At 61.5% G+C, this 15,346-nt stretch carries 16 protein-coding genes; 10 read left to right on the forward strand and 6 right to left on the reverse strand.

Annotation, left to right across the window (positions count from 1 at the left end):
* Positions 1-2: 2 nt before the first annotated feature.
* From ccmD to NL154_RS20095, 10 genes are all read left to right on the forward strand, one after another.
* The gene (ccmD, locus tag NL154_RS20050) at positions 3-170 is read left to right on the forward strand and encodes a heme exporter protein CcmD (protein WP_210633001.1); all 168 of its coding nucleotides are present in this window, start codon (positions 3-5) and stop codon (positions 168-170) included.
* The gene (locus NL154_RS20055; RefSeq protein WP_434733240.1) at positions 167-775 is read left to right on the forward strand and encodes a DsbE family thiol:disulfide interchange protein; all 609 of its coding nucleotides are present in this window, start codon (positions 167-169) and stop codon (positions 773-775) included. The genes ccmD and NL154_RS20055 overlap by 4 nt, the downstream gene beginning before the upstream one ends.
* 250 nt (positions 776-1,025) lie before the next feature.
* Positions 1,026-1,340 carry a helix-turn-helix domain-containing protein gene (locus tag NL154_RS20060; protein ID WP_434733241.1) on the forward strand — a complete coding sequence of 105 codons (315 nt, stop codon included), beginning with the start codon at positions 1,026-1,028 and terminating at the stop codon, positions 1,338-1,340.
* Complete coding sequence (hyfB, locus tag NL154_RS20065; RefSeq protein ID WP_434733242.1) at positions 1,337-3,358, forward strand: hydrogenase 4 subunit B; 2,022 nt, start codon at positions 1,337-1,339, stop codon at positions 3,356-3,358. The genes NL154_RS20060 and hyfB overlap by 4 nt, the downstream gene beginning before the upstream one ends.
* Complete coding sequence (locus NL154_RS20070; RefSeq protein ID WP_210633004.1) at positions 3,349-4,305, forward strand: respiratory chain complex I subunit 1 family protein; 957 nt, start codon at positions 3,349-3,351, stop codon at positions 4,303-4,305. The genes hyfB and NL154_RS20070 overlap by 10 nt, the downstream gene beginning before the upstream one ends.
* Positions 4,305-4,970: a hydrogenase-4 component E gene (locus tag NL154_RS20075; RefSeq protein WP_210633005.1), complete on the forward strand. Its 666-nt coding sequence runs from the start codon at positions 4,305-4,307 to the stop codon at positions 4,968-4,970. The genes NL154_RS20070 and NL154_RS20075 overlap by 1 nt, the downstream gene beginning before the upstream one ends.
* On the forward strand, positions 4,967-6,430 hold the full coding sequence (locus tag NL154_RS20080; protein WP_221146110.1) for a hydrogenase 4 subunit F: 1,464 nt from the start codon (positions 4,967-4,969) through the stop codon (positions 6,428-6,430). The genes NL154_RS20075 and NL154_RS20080 overlap by 4 nt, the downstream gene beginning before the upstream one ends.
* Before the next feature lie 11 nt (positions 6,431-6,441).
* Positions 6,442-7,959 (forward strand): nickel-dependent hydrogenase large subunit, encoded by a 1,518-nt coding sequence (locus tag NL154_RS20085; RefSeq protein ID WP_221146119.1) that lies wholly within the window; start codon positions 6,442-6,444, stop codon positions 7,957-7,959.
* 12 nt (positions 7,960-7,971) lie between these two features.
* The gene (locus tag NL154_RS20090; protein WP_434733243.1) at positions 7,972-8,505 is read left to right on the forward strand and encodes an NADH-quinone oxidoreductase subunit B family protein; all 534 of its coding nucleotides are present in this window, start codon (positions 7,972-7,974) and stop codon (positions 8,503-8,505) included.
* Between the two features lie 159 nt (positions 8,506-8,664).
* Positions 8,665-9,561, forward strand: coding sequence for a DUF4365 domain-containing protein (locus tag NL154_RS20095; protein WP_434733244.1), 897 nt, complete (start codon positions 8,665-8,667; stop codon positions 9,559-9,561).
* A gap of 38 nt (positions 9,562-9,599) precedes the next feature.
* On the opposite strand, the gene NL154_RS20100 is transcribed toward NL154_RS20095, so the two are convergent.
* The 6 genes from NL154_RS20100 to NL154_RS20125 all read right to left on the reverse strand — a co-directional run bounded on the left by NL154_RS20100 (position 9,600) and on the right by NL154_RS20125 (position 15,011).
* Positions 9,600-10,187, reverse strand: a complete 588-nt coding sequence (locus NL154_RS20100; RefSeq protein WP_221146124.1) for a DUF2585 domain-containing protein — start codon at positions 10,185-10,187, stop codon at positions 9,600-9,602.
* Complete coding sequence (locus NL154_RS20105) at positions 10,184-10,828, reverse strand: septation protein A (RefSeq protein WP_221146126.1); 645 nt, start codon at positions 10,826-10,828, stop codon at positions 10,184-10,186. The genes NL154_RS20100 and NL154_RS20105 overlap by 4 nt, the downstream gene beginning before the upstream one ends.
* 78 nt (positions 10,829-10,906) lie before the next feature.
* Positions 10,907-12,484 carry a signal recognition particle-docking protein FtsY gene (gene ftsY / locus NL154_RS20110; protein WP_221154767.1) on the reverse strand — a complete coding sequence of 526 codons (1,578 nt, stop codon included), beginning with the start codon at positions 12,482-12,484 and terminating at the stop codon, positions 10,907-10,909.
* A gap of 16 nt (positions 12,485-12,500) precedes the next feature.
* A complete protein-coding gene (mtaB, locus tag NL154_RS20115) occupies positions 12,501-13,772 on the reverse strand; it encodes a tRNA (N(6)-L-threonylcarbamoyladenosine(37)-C(2))-methylthiotransferase MtaB (protein WP_221154769.1) in 1,272 nt (423 codons plus the stop codon).
* A complete protein-coding gene (dapF, locus tag NL154_RS20120) occupies positions 13,769-14,674 on the reverse strand; it encodes a diaminopimelate epimerase (RefSeq protein ID WP_221154771.1) in 906 nt (301 codons plus the stop codon). Before dapF ends, mtaB begins: the two co-directional genes overlap by 4 nt.
* Positions 14,675-14,786: 112 nt before the next feature.
* Positions 14,787-15,011, reverse strand: coding sequence for a hypothetical protein (locus NL154_RS20125; protein ID WP_042119085.1), 225 nt, complete (start codon positions 15,009-15,011; stop codon positions 14,787-14,789).
* Between the last annotated feature and the right edge of the window lie 335 nt (positions 15,012-15,346).

A 15,346-nucleotide genomic window follows, 5' to 3' on the forward strand; every position in this document is an offset into this window, starting at 1 on the left:
CCGTGACGCACGCCTTCTATGTCTATGCATCCTATGGCATCGCCGCATTGGTGACACTCGCCGTCATCCTGTGGACCTGGGCCGACGGCCGGGCGCGCCGACGGGAACTGGCAGCGCTCGAAGCCGCCGGCATCCGCCGCCGCTCGGCGCGGCCAAAGGACGGCGAATGAACGACGCACAGGAAAAAACGACCGGCAAGCCCCGAGGACTTGGCCGCTACGCCCTGGCGCTTCTGCCGCTGATCGTGTTCGGCGGCATTGCGGCGACGGCCGCGAAGATGCTCTATGACCAGGATTTTCACGGCAAGAACATCGCCGAAATCCCGTCCGCCCTGATCGGCACCAAGGCGCCGTCGCTGAACCTTCCGCCACTCGACGGCACCAACCTGCCGGCGCTGACCGACGCCGCGATCAACGGCAAGCTGACGCTTGTCAACGTCTTCGCCTCCTGGTGCATCCCCTGCCGCGACGAACACCCTATTCTCAAGGAACTCGCCAAAGACGGCCGGCTGAACATCGTCGCCATCAATTACAAGGACAAGAACGAGAACGCCCTGCGCTTTCTTGGCGAACTCGGCAATCCCTATCAAGCGATCGGCATCGATCCAAACGGCAAGGCGGCGATCGACTGGGGCGTCTACGGCATCCCGGAAAGCTACCTCGTCGGCCCAGACGGTACCATCCTCTACAAGCGCGTCGGCCCCTTCGACGACATCAGCCTGAAGGAAGGCCTGTATCCGGCGCTGGAAAAGGCGCTGGGCAAGCCGGCTTCGTAAGTTTCTCCCAACGAACATACGATTAGCTGTCGATTACGCCCGCCGAGGGCGATGCCTCCAGCCCCGCGCCTCCAGATGATCATTGATCCGGCTCCACGGACCGGCCGCACGCCGTTCACCGCGATCAATCTTTTCGCGATGGTTCATATCAAAACCTCTGCCTAGACATCAGAATGTTGATTTCAGACATCAATAGGCACATCATGGACCTCAACTGTCAGAGTGTGCGCAAGATAAGCGATGTTTAATCGTGATCACTGCAGCTCAGATGCGGGCCGCCAGGGCCATTCTCGGTATCGACCAGCGGCAGTTGGCCGAACTGACGGGAGTTTCGGTTCCGACGATCCAGAGAATGGAGGCGAGTGCCGATGTGGTGCGCGGGAATGTCGACACCCTGATGCGTCTGCTGGCGGCGCTGGACAGTGCAGGTGTCGAGGTGATCAACGAGGGAGCCGTTAGCACGGATGGCGGGCGCGGGGTCAGGCTTAAAGCGAAGACCAACCCCTCAGAGAGCGCAACCACGGAACGGTTGGCGTCCTTGTCCACAGCGAGGACGAACTCGTGACATCGGTTTCAGTCCTATTGTTATGCGCGGCGGCATTGCTTGGGACGGCGGTTTTGGCGGTACTGCTCACTCATTCGAGCCGGTCGACGCCAGTTGTCTACGGTGTGAGCCTGGCTTTCTCCGCCATCGCCTTTGTCACTGCCCTCGCATATCTTGGCGGAGGGCTTCCTTCCGCCGAAGCATCGTTGCTTGCCCTTCCTATCGGCCTCCCGTGGCTGGGAAGCCATTTCCGGCTCGATGCGCTCGCTGCCTTCTTCATAATCGTCGTCAATCTCGGCAGTGCCCTTTCGGCTCTCTACGCCATTGGTTACGGCCGTCACGAACATGCGCCGCATCGCGTGCTGCCGTTCTTTCCCGCCTTCCTCTCCGGCATGAACCTGGTGATCCTGGCAGACGATGCCTTCACCTTCCTCATCTCCTGGGAGTTCATGTCGCTTGCTTCCTGGGCGCTGGTGATGGCCCACCATCGCGATGCCGATAACCGGAAGGCCGGCTACGTCTACATCGTCATGGCGAGCGCCGGCTCGCTTGCCCTGTTGCTCGCATTCGGCCTGCTTGCAGGATCTGCCGGCGATTATAGCTTCGCAGCCATGCGGTTATCGGCGCACAGTCCGTTTGTGGCCGGCCTCGCGCTTGTCCTGCTGCTGCTCGGCGCCGGGTCCAAGGCTGGTCTCGTGCCGCTGCATGTCTGGTTGCCGCTGGCGCATCCAGCAGCCCCAAGCCATGTTTCCGCCTTGATGAGCGGCGTCATGACCAAGGTCGCGGTCTATGGTTTCATCCGGGTGGTCTTCGATCTGCTCGGCATGCCGACCTGGTGGTCGGGTATCGTCGTGCTGATCATCGGCAGCGGGAGCGCCGTGCTCGGCATCCTGCAGGCGCTGATGGAGAGCGATCTCAAACGATTGCTCGCCTACAGCACCATCGAAAACATCGGGGTGATCTTCGTCAGCCTCGGGCTGGCGCTTGCCTTCAAGGCGAACGGTATGGGGCTGGCGGCAGCATTAGCGCTGACTGCCGCGCTGTTTCATGTCCTCAACCATTCATTCTTCAAGAGCTTGCTCTTCTTCGGCGCCGGCGCGGTGCTGACGGCGACCGGTGAGCGGAGCATGGACAAGCTCGGCGGCCTTATCCATCGCATGCCGGTCACGAGCGTCGTTTTCCTCGTCGGCTGCGTCGCGATCTCGGCCCTGCCGCCATTCAATGGCTTTGTTTCCGAGTGGCTGTCGTTCCAGGCTATGCTGCAGAGCCCGGTTCTGCCGCAATGGGGCTTGAAGATTCTGGTGCCGGCGGTGGGCGGCATGCTGGCTTTATCGGCTGCCCTGGCGGCTGCCTGTTTCGTCAAGACATTCGGCGTGACCTTTCTCGGTCGTCCTCGCACCATTGTGGCCGAGAAGGCGGTGGAGGTCGATCGCTTCTCGCTCGCGGCGATGTGCGTGCTGGCCGCGCTGTGTCTTCTGGCGGGCATCCTGCCGGGGATCGTCATCGATGCGCTCGCGCCCGTAACGCTGTCGCTGATCGGGGAACAGGTGCCGATGCAGACGGATATTCCATGGCTGTCGATTGTGCCGATCGCCGAGAGCCGCAGTACCTATAATGGTCTTCTGGTATTCCTGTTCACCCTCTTCTCAGCGTCGTCGACGGCCTATCTCATCCACCGTTTCGCCTCGCGGGCGCTGCGCCGGACGCCCGCCTGGGATTGCGGCTTTCCCGAAATCAACCCGGCGACGCAATACACGGCAGGCAGCTTTGCCCAGCCGGTTCGGCGCGTTTTCGGGACAGTGGTTTTCCGCGTCCGCGAAAGGGTGGACATGCCGCCGCCGGGGGATCTTCGGCCGGCGCGTTTTGCCGTCGAGGCGCAAGACCTGATTTGGGAAGGGCTCTACCTGCCGATCGTCGGCGCCGTCGGGTTTGCCGCCGAAAAGCTCAACCATCTGCAATTCCTGACGATCCGGCGCTATCTGAGCCTGGTCTTCCTCGCGCTCGTCTTCCTGCTTCTGGTGCTGGCGCTATGGTCATGATCTCCGCTCTCCTCGTCCAGGCCGTTCAGATGGCGCTCGTCGTGTTGATCGCGCCGCTGCTGACCGGTTTTATCCGTCTGATCAAGGCGCGGTTGCTGCGCCGGCGGGGGCCCTCCATGATCCAGCCCTACCGCGACATTCTGCGGCTCGTGCGCAAGGAAGTGGTGCTGGCCGAGAATGCGTCATGGCTGTTCCGGATAACGCCCTACCTCATCTTCGCCGCGACCTGGGTCGCGGCTGCAGTCATCCCGACTTTCGCCACTGGCCTCATCTTTAGCTGGACGGCCGATCTGATCGCCATCATCGCACTGCTTGGCAGCGCGCGTTTCTTTCTGGCGCTCGCCGGCATGGACGTCGGCACCAGCTTCGGCGGCATCGGATCGAGCCGCGAAGTGATGATCGCAACGCTGGCAGAACCGTCGATGCTGCTCATCATCTTCACGCTCGCCCTGATCGCCGGCTCGACCCAGCTTTCGAGCATCGCCGCCTTCATGACGTCACCGCAGGTGGGGCTGCGGGTTTCGCTGGCGATCGCCTTGATCGCGCTCGTCATGATCGCAATCGCCGAAAACGCGCGTATTCCCGTTGATAATCCCGCTACCCATCTGGAACTGACCATGGTGCATGAGGCCATGGTGCTCGAATATTCCGGACGGCACCTCGCAATTATCGAATTGGCGGCCTTCCTGAAGCTCGAACTCTACATCTCGTTGATCGCCTGCATGTTCGTTCCGTGGAAACTCGCCGAATTGGGAGAAGGCCCTTCTGCCTATCTGGCTGGCATCCTTGCCTATCTCGCCAAGCTCGCAGTCGGCGGTGCTCTCCTCGCCCTGTTCGAAACGGCAACCGCCAAGATGCGGGTTTTCCGGGTGCCGGAATTTCTTGGCGCCGCGCTGATGCTCGGCCTGCTCGCGACTCTGTTGCGCTTCGTTTCAAGGAGCCTTTGATGAACGGTGCGGTCTTCGATATCGCCCATATGCTCGCCGGCGGCCTGGTCTTGGTCAGCATGATGATGCTCTATCAGGACCGTCTCTACGCATTGCTCAACGTCTTCGCGCTGCATTCGCTGATATTGACGCTGTCGGTCGCTTGGCAGGCCTTCGTCCAGGATGCTCCGCATCTCTATGTCACGGCGGCGATCGCTCTCGTCTTCAAGGCAATCGTTATCCCCGTCGTACTCCATCGCATGATCCGCCAACTCGGCATCCACCGCGAGATCGAGGCCGTTGTCGGCATCGGCTCCACCATGCTCGCTGGCATCGCTCTCGTCGCTTTGGCGACGGTTATAATGCTGCGGGTGACGCCGGAGGCGGATCCTTTGGCGCGCGAGGACCTCGCCTTCGCATTATCCGTCCTGCTGCTGGGATTGCTGATCATGGTCACCCGCCGCAACGCGGTCAGTCAGGTCGTGGGCTTCATGTCGCTCGAAAATGGGCTGGTGCTCGCCGCGACCGGCGCCAAGGGCATGCCGCTCGTCGTCGAGATCAGCGTCGCCTTCTCGATCCTGATCGCCTTCATCGTCATCGGCGTTTTTCTGTTTCGCATCCGCGAACGCTTCGACACGGTCGATGTCCGCGCGCTGGATGACTTCAAAGGGAGACGGCGGAAATGAATGCGTTCTCCTCCGTCGTGGCCTTCGATGCCGTGACAGCCGTCCTTGTGATACCGCTCGTTGCGGCTGCCCTCCTGGCGCTTTTGCCCGGTTATCGGATGACCGCACGGCTGAACCTATTTGCAAGCCTGCTGACCTTGCTCGCCGCGCTTTCCTTGTTCCCGGCCGAACGGCCGGCTCCGGGGCAATATCTGCTCGTCGACGATCTCAATATCGTCTTCATCGTCCTCAACAGCTTCGTGGGCTTTACCACCAGCATCTTCAGTGCCAGCTACATTGCGCATGAACTGGATATCGGCCGGCTGACGCCTGCAAACCTTCGTTTCTACCATGCCATGTATCAGATCATGATGTTCGGCATGAATCTGGCATTCGTGTCCAACAATATCGGCCTGATGTGGGTCGCCGTCGAGCTTGCAACGCTCACCACCGTGCTGATGGTCGGCATCTACCGTACCCACGAAGCACTGGAAGCTGCCTGGAAATATTTCATTCTGGGAAGCGTCGGCATCGCGTTTGCGCTTTTCGGCACCATTCTCATCTACCTGGCGGCGCAGCCGGTCGTCGGCGAAGGCTATGACGCCATGGTCTGGACCATTCTGATCGAGCACGCCTCGGCCTTCGATCCGGCGCTTCTCAACGTCGCTTTCGTATTTCTGCTGCTTGGATATGGCACCAAGATCGGTCTCGCGCCATTGCATGCCTGGCTGCCGGATGCCCATGCCGAGGGCCCGACGCCGATCTCGGCGGTCCTGTCCGGCTTGCTCCTGAATGTCGCGCTCTATGCGGTCTTGCGCTTCAAGATGCTGTTGTCGGCCAATCCCGAAGCTCTTGCGCCTGGACCGCTGATGATGACGATGGGGCTCGCCTCGCTGATTTTCGCGGCCTTCATGCTCTACCGCCGCCGCGACATCAAACGCCTGTTCGCCTATTCTTCGATCGAGCACATGGGCCTGATCGTCTTTGCTTTCGGCCTCGGCGGACCATTCGCCAATTTCGCCGGACTATTGCATATGGTCATGCATTCGCTGACGAAATCGGCGATCTTCTTCGCCGTCGGCCATATCGCTCAGGTCAAGGGAACGCAAAGGCTCTCCGCCATCCGCGGCCTCAGCGAAACGCATCCGGGGCTGGGCTGGGGCTTGCTGACCGGCGTTGTCGCCATCGCCGGCGTGCCGCCGGCGGGGATATTCATGAGCGAGTTCCTGATCGTCAGTTCAGCTTTCGCAAAGCAACCGCTGCTCGCCATTCCGCTCGTCTTCGGATTGCTGGTCGCTTTCGGTGCGCTTCTGCTGCGGCTCACGGGAGCGGTGTTCGGACAGCCCCGCGGCAGCACGGCGCCCGCCGAGGCATCCTATGTGCCGATGTATGCTCATCTCATGCTGGTGCTTGTCGCCGGCGTCTATCTGCCGTCAGAGCTGGTTGCCTGGTTCCAGCATATCGCCAACCTTCTTCGATGATGCGAGGGGAGATGTCGACGCTCAGTGATATCCTCGAGAAAGGTCGTTCCGTTCCGCACCACGCTCCGTGGCAACGCGCCATCGTCGATGCGGCCGCATGGACATCGGCCATATCGGCGCTATCCGAAGGGCGCCTGATCCTGCTCGGTCTATGGGGCGAGGCGAGTGCCGTTCATATGGCCTTACTCGACGAACCGACCCGCGCAATCGGGGTTCTCAGTCTGGAAGAGCTGGAGGAGGGCGGCTATCCTTCCGTCGCGCAATTGCATCCGCCGGCCTTGCGGCTGGAGCGGGCGCTCCGCGATCTCACGGGGCTTGACCCACGGGATTTGCCGGATAGCCGGCCGTGGCTCGATCACGGCTGCTGGGATCTGCGCCATCCCCTCGGAGAACGCGGGATCGCGTTGCCGGAAGCCGGTCCTTATGCCTTTTTGCCCGCCGAAGGTGACAGTCTGCACCAGATCGCGGTTGGCCCGGTGCACGCCGGTATCATCGAGCCGGGACATTTCCGCTTTGCAGCCAATGGCGAGACGGTCGTCCGCCTTGAGGAGCGCCTCGGTTACGTCCACAAGGGGATAGAGGCGCTGATGGAGGGCGCGGATCCGATTCGCGGATCCCAGCTCGCCGGGAGAGTGTCCGGCGACAGCACCGTCGCATACGCCTATGCCTTTTCGTGTGCCGTCGAGGCCGCATTGGGGATCGTTGTTCCGCCGCGGGCGATCTGGTTGCGCGCTCTGATGGCGGAATTGGAACGGCTCGCCAACCACTTTGGCGACATCGGCGCCATCTGCAACGACGCCGCGTTTCCTCTGATGCTGGCTCATTGCGGCGTGCTGCGCGAGCGTGTGTTGCGGGCAGCCGATGCCGCCTTCGGTCACCGCCTGATGCGCGACCGTATCGCCCCCGGCGGCGTCACCCGCGATCTGAACGGCGGCGGAGCGGCCGGCTTGCGAAGCCTCCTTCTCGAAATCCGCCATCGGTTTCCGGCCCTGGTCGAGCTCTACGACAACACCGCCTCGTTGCAGGACCGGACGGTCGGCACAGGTAGGCTGCGCGCCGAATTGGCGCGCGCGTACGGGGCCGGCGGCTACGTCGGGCGCGCATCCGGGCGCGGTTTCGATGCCCGGCACGTCTTGCTCTACCCGCCCTATGATCATTTGGTCTTCGGCGTTCCGGTGCTTAATGACGGCGACGTTAACGCCCGCGTCTGGATCCGTATTCGGGAGGTCGACGAGAGCCTGTTGCTCATCGAGCAGATTCTCGATCGTCTCCCGATCGGATCTATCCTCAACGCGATCCCTTCCGTCGGTGAACGTCGGGAAGGCATGGCGCTTGTCGAGGGTTTTCGTGGTGACGTCCTGGTCTGGCTTCGGCTTGCACCGGAGGGTGTCGTCGAACGCTGCCATCTGCGCGATCCATCTTGGTTTCAGTGGCCGCTGATCGAGGCAGCGATCGAAGGCAATATCGTTGCCGATTTCCCGCTCTGCAACAAGTCGTTCAATTGTTCCTATTCTGGTCATGATCTTTGAAGGCAGGGTCGCATGCGAAAACTCCTTTTCGAAAACCTGATCCGCCTGCCGCTGACAGAACCGGCGCCATCCCCCTCCGATGCGGCCATGGAAGAGCTCATCGCCGCTATCGACAAAACCGCGCGCCGGCGCCTTGGGCGCAGCCTATCAATCCGCGCAGTCGATGCCGGTTCCTGTAACGGCTGCGAGTTGGAGATGCATGCGCTGAGCAATGCCTTCTACGATATCGAGCGTTTCGGCATGCGTTTCGTTGCCTCGCCGCGCCATGCCGACGTGCTGCTCGTAACCGGCCCCGTAACCAAGAACATGCGCGAAGCACTAGAACGGACAAACAACGCCACACCGGCTCCAAAGTGGGTGGTTGCGCTCGGTGGTTGCGCCCGCGACGGTGGCTGTTTTGCGAGCAGTTATGCGGTTGTCGGCGGAGTTTCCAAGGTCATACCCGTCGACCTTCATATTCCAGGTTGCCCGCCGTCGCCGACGGACATCCTCCGAGGTCTTCTTTCTTTACTTGAATACGTCGATACAGGAGGCCGCGCTTCGTGACGGCGAGGTTCAATGGTTCGACTTCTCCAGGCTGGACTTGTTGCAATTGGGATGCTGATCACGGCGGCACTCGGCCTTCTCGCTGCCGTCCGGCGCCGGGCCTTTTCACCGGAGCCGCCACGGCGACGGTTACAATCTCGAAAGCCGGACATCCATCAAATGGATCCGTCCACACGCCTTGCCATTGACCTGGTCGAGAAGGTTTTCATCCGGGATTTCGGATGGTCTTTCCGCAGGCAGACGGATTCGAACATCGGTATCGACGCTCGCGCTGAAATCCTCGAAAACGGTTGGCCAACGGGCCGGCTTCTGCCGCTGCAGATCCGACCGATATCCTGCGCGGAGAGAACCGAAGGCCATTACATCTATCGCGGTGAAAAACACCATCTGGACTGTTGGGCGAGGCATTCGCTACCCGTTTGCGTCATCATCGTTGACACCGAAACCGGACTGATATTGTGGCAGCGAATGGAGAAGCAGCTATGGGAGGAAGTGAGGATGGAATGGTCTATTGCCGTCCCGGCAACCAACTTGCTCGACGCCACTGCCAGGCTCTGTTTCGAGGAGGCGATACCGACCGATCCGGAATTCCTGATGCGCTCGGCCTTTGCGCTCGATCTCGTTTTGATGGAGCAAATACAAGACCAGACAACGTTTTTCGTATGGGACGAGTGGGGCGATACAACTGCGTTCTTTGGCAATCTCCGCATCTACATCGGTGAAGGCCAGGAGGCAGAGCCGGATGTGCAGATCGATTATCGTCTCCGAGCTCACAACCTCCACGACGTCATGGTCAGGCTTTTCCCCTGGGCGATCTATTCGTATGCCGAACCTATTTCGGAATATTCCGGTGAGGTTGCCGTTCATATTCTGGAAGTCGAACTGCGGCCCGAAGCGCGTGCCTATCTGGAGGCCGAGAATTTCCTGGTTGCAGGCTATCCCGAGGATGAGGCGCCATCAGCCCCGGAACCTCAGGACTTCATCACGGAAGAAGAGGAAAGTGAGTTTTGGCGCAGCCGGGGAACACCTCACGATCCTCGCGATCGGCAGGATTAGGAGCAGCGGGAAAGATTGGGGAGGGGATTTTATTGCCCCTAAACCCCACCCTGCCAGATCTTGATCGCCTCAACCGGCCAGATCAGCATCAGCACATTCAGCGTCAGATTATCCCGGATCATATACCCGGTGGAAATCTCGAAGAAGATGGCGACGGCCACGGTCAACGCTATCGGCGCCCGCCAGGCGAAGAAGAAGCCGACGCACATGAAGACGGTGTCCATCGCCGAATTCAGGATGCTGTCGCCGTAATAATCGAGCGCGATCGTCGCGGTGCGGTAGCGGTCGATGATGAGAGGGGAGTTTTCCAGCAGTTCCCAGCCGGACTCGATGACGAGCGCCAGGAGCAGACGCGCCATCAGCGGCTTGCGGCGCAGGAGCAGATAGCTCAGTCCGTAAAACAGGAAGCCGTGGATAATGTGCGACGGCGTGTACCAATCCGACAGATGCTGCGAGTTGCCGCTGGTATTGACCCCGCCCTCCCACAGCTTGACATAGCCGCAGGCGCAGATCGGCACGCGCCCCATCAGATGCTCGGCGACGACTTGGGCGACCAGGACCGCAAGGCACGCGACGAACCAGAAGGTCTGATGCCTGATCCGGTATTCGACGTCTGCAGCGCTCACTTTTCACCGTCCGTTTCGGGATTGAGGCTATGTTTCAGCACCAGCGGCATCTGCGCCAGCGTGAAGATGATGGTGATCGGCATCGTGCCCCAGACCTTGAACGCGACCCAGGTATCGTCGGAAAAGTTGCGCCAGACGACTTCGTTCAGCACGGCGAGGAACAGAAAGAAGATGCCCCAACGGATCGTGAGTTTGCGCCAGCCTTCGGCATCGAGCTGGAAGGCGGCGTTGAAGACGTAGCCGAGCAGCGACCGGCCAAAGGCCAGCCCGCCGAGCAGCGCCACCCCGAAGAGCGTGTTGACGATGGTCGGCTTCATCTTGATGAAGGTCTCGTTCTGCAGCCAGATCGACAGCGAGCCGAAGATGACGACGACGATGCCGGAGACGAAGGGCATGATCGGTAGATGGCCGAGCACGATCTTCGAAACTACAAGCGAAATCACCGTCGCCGCCATGAAGAGCCCGGTCGCGACGAACAGCGGCCCGCCCAGTTCGGAAAGGGCGGGAAATTTTTCGACCAGCCATTGGCCACGCAGATTGGCGAAGAAGAAGATCATCAGCGGCCCGAGTTCCAACGCCAGTTTCAGTATCGGATGATGGCGGTCGGCCGCGGACGGGGTGATATCGCTTTCGGTGGTCATGCGTTCTTCGAACCTGCTATTGCTGAAAACCTGTTTCCCGACCGTCCCTTGCAGGCTTTCGGCGGCATATCTGTGGCATCATTGCCCGAGCCCGGCAATGGCATGGGCAAAATCCTCGGCCTCGAACGGCTCCAGGTCTTCCACGCCCTCGCCGACACCGATGAAATAGACCGGCAGCTTGTGCTTGGCGGAGATCGCAACGAGAATGCCGCCCCGTGCCGTGCCGTCGAGCTTGGTCATGATCAGCCCGTTGACGCCGGCGACATTGCGGAAGATCTCGACCTGGCTCAGCGCATTCTGCCCCGTCGTGGCGTCGAGCGTCTGCAGTACGGTGTGCGGCGCATCGGGATCGAGCTTGCCGAGCACGCGCACGATCTTTTCGAGCTCGGCCATCAGCTCGGCCTTGTTCTGCAGCCGGCCGGCGGTATCGACGATCAGCACGTCGCATTTTTTCGCCTTCGCCTGTTCGAAGGCATCATAGGCAAGACCGGCGGCATCGGAGCCGAGCTTGGTGCCGATGAATTCGGAATTGGTTCGCTCAGCCCAGATCTTCAGCTGCTCGATCGCCGCCGCGCGGAATGTATCGCCGGCGGCCAGCATCACCTTCAGCCCGGCGCCCGAAAGCTTCGCCGCAAGCTTGCCGATCGTCGTCGTCTTGCCGGTACCGTTGACGCCGACGACGAGGATGACATGCGGCTTGTGCGAGAGATCGAGCTGCAGCGGCTTGGCGACCGGCGTCAAAACCTTGGCGATTTCGGACGCCATAATCCGGCTGACATCCTCGCCGGTCACATCCTTGCCATAGCGCTCGGAAGCCAGCGTATCGGTAACGCGCAACGCCGTTTCGACGCCGAGATCGGCCTGGATCAGCAGATCTTCGAGATCCTGCAGCGTCTCGTCGTCGAGCTTGCGCTTGGTGAAGAGCGCTGTGATCTGGCCGGTGAGCTGCGAGGAGGTGCGCGCAAGCCCGTTCCGCAGACGCTGGAACCAGCTGAGCTTCGGCTGCGGGGCAATGGGCTCCGGTGCAATGATCGCAGGGCCGGTGGTGAAGCCTTTGGGGAGGACGGGAGATTCAGCCTTCGGCCATTCCGTAATCGTCTCGGAAGGCTCGGCGGATGTGACCCCCCCCTCTGCCCTGCCGGGCATCTCCCCCACAGGGGGGGAGATCGGCTGAACGGCGATCTCTTGCTCCACATCGAGTTCAGGCTCTTCTGGAAGCAGGTCTGCGCCATCCGCTGTCTCTTCCGCGGAAACCGACACCTCCGGCTCCGAACGATCTCGCCCATTGTGGGGGAGATGTCCCGCAAGGACAGAGGGGGGTGTTTCCACCACGTCCACAGCCATCGGCTGGGCTTCCGTCTCCGCTTCCGCCTCGGCTTCCAGCAGCGACAGCGGAACAACGCCGATATCGCTCAGCTGGTCCGGAGCCGGCAGGATCGCGGGCTCAGCATCGTCACGCTCTTCCTCGGCGCCCTCGCCGACATCCGCAGCCGGCCCGCCGGCCGTATCCATCTCCTCGGGAAGAACAGGATCTTCCGCAATCGGCAGGTCCTCGTCGCGCGAGCGTGGCTCGAGCTCCCTTTCCACGGTCTCAGGCAGGGGTTCCTCAGCCGGCTTGCCGAAGGTGAAGACCTTTTTGATGAAACTGAGCGCCATGGGAATTCCGTGAAAGTCAGGCCGCTGCGGCCGTCAATTGCATGTCGAGATGCTTGCCATTGTGGCCGGTGATCGTCGCCGGCACAAGTTCGCCGGGACGAAGGCCGGCGGCTGCGACCAGCGTGAAGTTTTCCGTATGGGCCAGGCCGTTGTTTTCAACAAGCAGCCACTGCCGGGTTCCGACCATGCCATCGAGATGGGATTGATGCAGCCTCTGTCCAGTGGCGCGCAGCCTTGCCGCGCGATCCTTGACCAGCGACCGGTCGAGCTGCGGCATGCGGGCGGCCGGCGTGCCGGGACGCGGGCTGTAGGGGAAAACGTGCAGGTGCGCGATGCCAGCCTCTTCGGCGAGCCGCACTGTATTGGCGAACATCTCTTCCGTTTCCGTGGGGAAACCGGCGATCATATCGGCGCCGAAGCTCATTTCAGGGCGAAGGCGGCGCGCTTCCTCGATGAAACGCAGCGCATCGGCGCGCGAGTGCCGGCGCTTCATCCGCTTCAGGATCATGTCGTCGCCATGCTGCAGCGATAGATGCAGATGCGGCATGAAACGCGGCTCGTCGGCAATGAGGTCCATCAGATGGGCGTCGGCCTCGATGCTGTCGATCGAGGAAAGCCGCAGACGACGGATTTCAGGGAGCTGTTTCAGCAGCGTCTTCGCCAGAAGGCCGAGCGTCGGCGCGCCGGGCAGATCGGCGCCATAGCTGGTGGCGTCGACGCCGGTCAGCACGATCTCGCGATAACCGCTGTCGGCGAGTTTGCGCGCCTGATCGACGACCGCACCCATCGGCACGGAGCGGGAATTGCCGCGGCCATAGGGGATGATGCAGAAGGTGCAGCGATGGTCGCAGCCGTTCTGCACCTGAATGAAGGCGCGCACGTGGCCGTCGATGTGCCTTACCATCTGCGGCGCCGTCGCCTTGACGCTCATGATATCGTTGACGCGGAGCTTCTCTTCGGCCGAAACGCCGAAATCCGGCAGGCTGCGATAAGAGGCGCTCGTCAGCTTCTCCTCGTTGCCGAGCACCGCATCGACCTCCCCCATGGCAGCGAAGGTTTGTTTTTCCGTCTGCGCGGCGCAGCCGGTGACGATGATGCGGGCATGCGGATTGTCGCGCCGCGCCCGGCGGATCGCCTGGCGGGCCTGGCGCACGGCCTCGCCGGTTACGGCGCAGGTGTTGACCAGGATGGCGTTGTTGAGCCCGGCCTTCTCGGCCTGCGCCTTCATCACTTCGGATTCATATGTGTTGAGGCGGCAGCCGAAGGTAATGACCTCGATGCCGCTCACTGCGCCTCGACCTCTCGGGTGCCGTCGCGCGACCAGAGGCCGGTCGAAGGATCGACCCGGCCCGACCATTCCCATTCCGCCGGCCCCGTCATGATGACGTGATCGTCACGCTCGCGCCATTCGATGGAAAGTGTCGCCGGCGGCTTGGCGCTTGCCACGTTGATCGTGACCTTGCGGCCGGTGCGGCCGGTGCGCGCCGCGCTGACGGCGGCCGAACAGGCGGCCGAACCGCAGGCAAGCGTCAGTCCCGCACCGCGCTCCCATGTGCGCGTCGTCACCGATGTCGGCGAGGTCACCTGCGCCAGCGTGATGTTGGCGCGCTCGGGAAACATCGGATGGTTTTCGAGTAACGGCCCGAAGCGGGCGAGATCATAGGACATCACGTCCCTGTCCACCCAGAAGATCGCGTGCGGATTGCCCATCGACATTGCCGAGGGCGAATGCAGCACCGGATTGTCGATCGGGCCGATTTGCAGTTCGATGCGGCTGGTGTCGCGGAATTCTTCCGCCAGCGGAATCCTGTTCCAATCGAAGACCGGCCGGCCCATATCGACGGAGATCGTCCCGTCCTCGTGCTCGACGGCATTGAGAATGCCGGCGACCGTCTGGAAGGTGAAGGCCTTCTTTCCGGTCTCGGCGGCAAGCGCCTGCACGACGCAGCGTGTGCCGTTGCCGCAGGCCTGCGCCTTCGAGCCGTCGGAATTCAGGATATCGATGAAGGCATCGGTGCCGTCGGCCTTCGGATCATGGATCGCCATGATCTGGTCGAACTCGGTCTCAGGATCGGCATTGAGCGCGATTGCCGCCACGGGCGTCACCTTGTCCGGCCGCCCACGCATGTCGACGACCAGGATCTTGTTGCCAAGCCCGTTCATCCTCGCGAATTCGACCGTTGCGTTCATGGTATCATTCCGTCCGTCTTTCCGCTGTATATGGCGGAAACGCGAGGGAATTACCAGTGGGTGAGTGCCATGCAAGCCTTGCAGCCGACCGAGGTCTCGGGCCGTCCGGCTTCTACCGCTGTCCGCCGTCGGGCTCGAACGACGCCGCATGCGCCTCGACGATAGCGGCGGTGATGACCTTTCTCAGCTCATAGACCAGCGAGCGGGACCGTTTGCGGTCCAGATCCTGTGCCGCTTTTGCAAGACTAAGGCCTTCGTTGAGAACAATATGATGGGCCCGTGCCAGCGCCCAACTTTCAATATCAGCATTGATCATTCGATATCTCCGCCGGATCATCCGGCATCAAGGATATTCACGAATCATTTTACAGGACGCACTTAAGTGGAAAATAGAATCACAAGCAGAATATTTTGCAACTCGCCTAAATAGCGAATTTGAACTGTGAGCGGGAATTTAACCGCTTGCCCCATGTGGCGCCGCTTCCGAAAAGCCGCCATGCGGCCATCTGCCCGCATTCGCCTTGACTTTCCCGCCGCTTTCCTGTTTATCGCGCCCAATCCGCGACGAGCCACATGACTCCGAGCCGCCGACCGGGACTTCGAGATCCCGGAGGTCAACACCCGACAGCGCGATGCGCCCTCGGGTGCTTTTTGGCTTTGCGTCTTGTTTTC

It is taken from the genome of Rhizobium sp. YTUHZ044 (genome assembly GCF_051123975.1).
Lineage (GTDB): Bacteria > Pseudomonadota > Alphaproteobacteria > Rhizobiales > Rhizobiaceae > Rhizobium.

Bases quoted from the DNA above. Each gene is read 5' to 3' on its own strand.
- ftsY (WP_221154767.1), bottom strand. From the start codon at position 12,484: ATGGCGCTCAGTTTCATCAAAAAGGTCTTCACCTTCGGCAAGCCGGCT.
- NL154_RS20085 (WP_221146119.1), top strand. From the start codon at position 6,442: ATGTCGACGCTCAGTGATATCCTCGAGAAAGGTCGTTCCGTTCCGCAC.
- NL154_RS20080 (WP_221146110.1), top strand. From the start codon at position 4,967: ATGAATGCGTTCTCCTCCGTCGTGGCCTTCGATGCCGTGACAGCCGTC.
- dapF (WP_221154771.1), bottom strand. From the start codon at position 14,674: ATGAACGCAACGGTCGAATTCGCGAGGATGAACGGGCTTGGCAACAAG.
- NL154_RS20055 (WP_434733240.1), top strand. From the start codon at position 167: ATGAACGACGCACAGGAAAAAACGACCGGCAAGCCCCGAGGACTTGGC.
- NL154_RS20095 (WP_434733244.1), top strand. From the start codon at position 8,665: ATGGATCCGTCCACACGCCTTGCCATTGACCTGGTCGAGAAGGTTTTC.
- NL154_RS20125 (WP_042119085.1), bottom strand. From the start codon at position 15,011: ATGATCCGGCGGAGATATCGAATGATCAATGCTGATATTGAAAGTTGG.
- NL154_RS20090 (WP_434733243.1), top strand. From the start codon at position 7,972: ATGCGAAAACTCCTTTTCGAAAACCTGATCCGCCTGCCGCTGACAGAA.
- NL154_RS20075 (WP_210633005.1), top strand. From the start codon at position 4,305: ATGAACGGTGCGGTCTTCGATATCGCCCATATGCTCGCCGGCGGCCTG.
- NL154_RS20070 (WP_210633004.1), top strand. From the start codon at position 3,349: ATGGTCATGATCTCCGCTCTCCTCGTCCAGGCCGTTCAGATGGCGCTC.
- NL154_RS20105 (WP_221146126.1), bottom strand. From the start codon at position 10,828: ATGACCACCGAAAGCGATATCACCCCGTCCGCGGCCGACCGCCATCAT.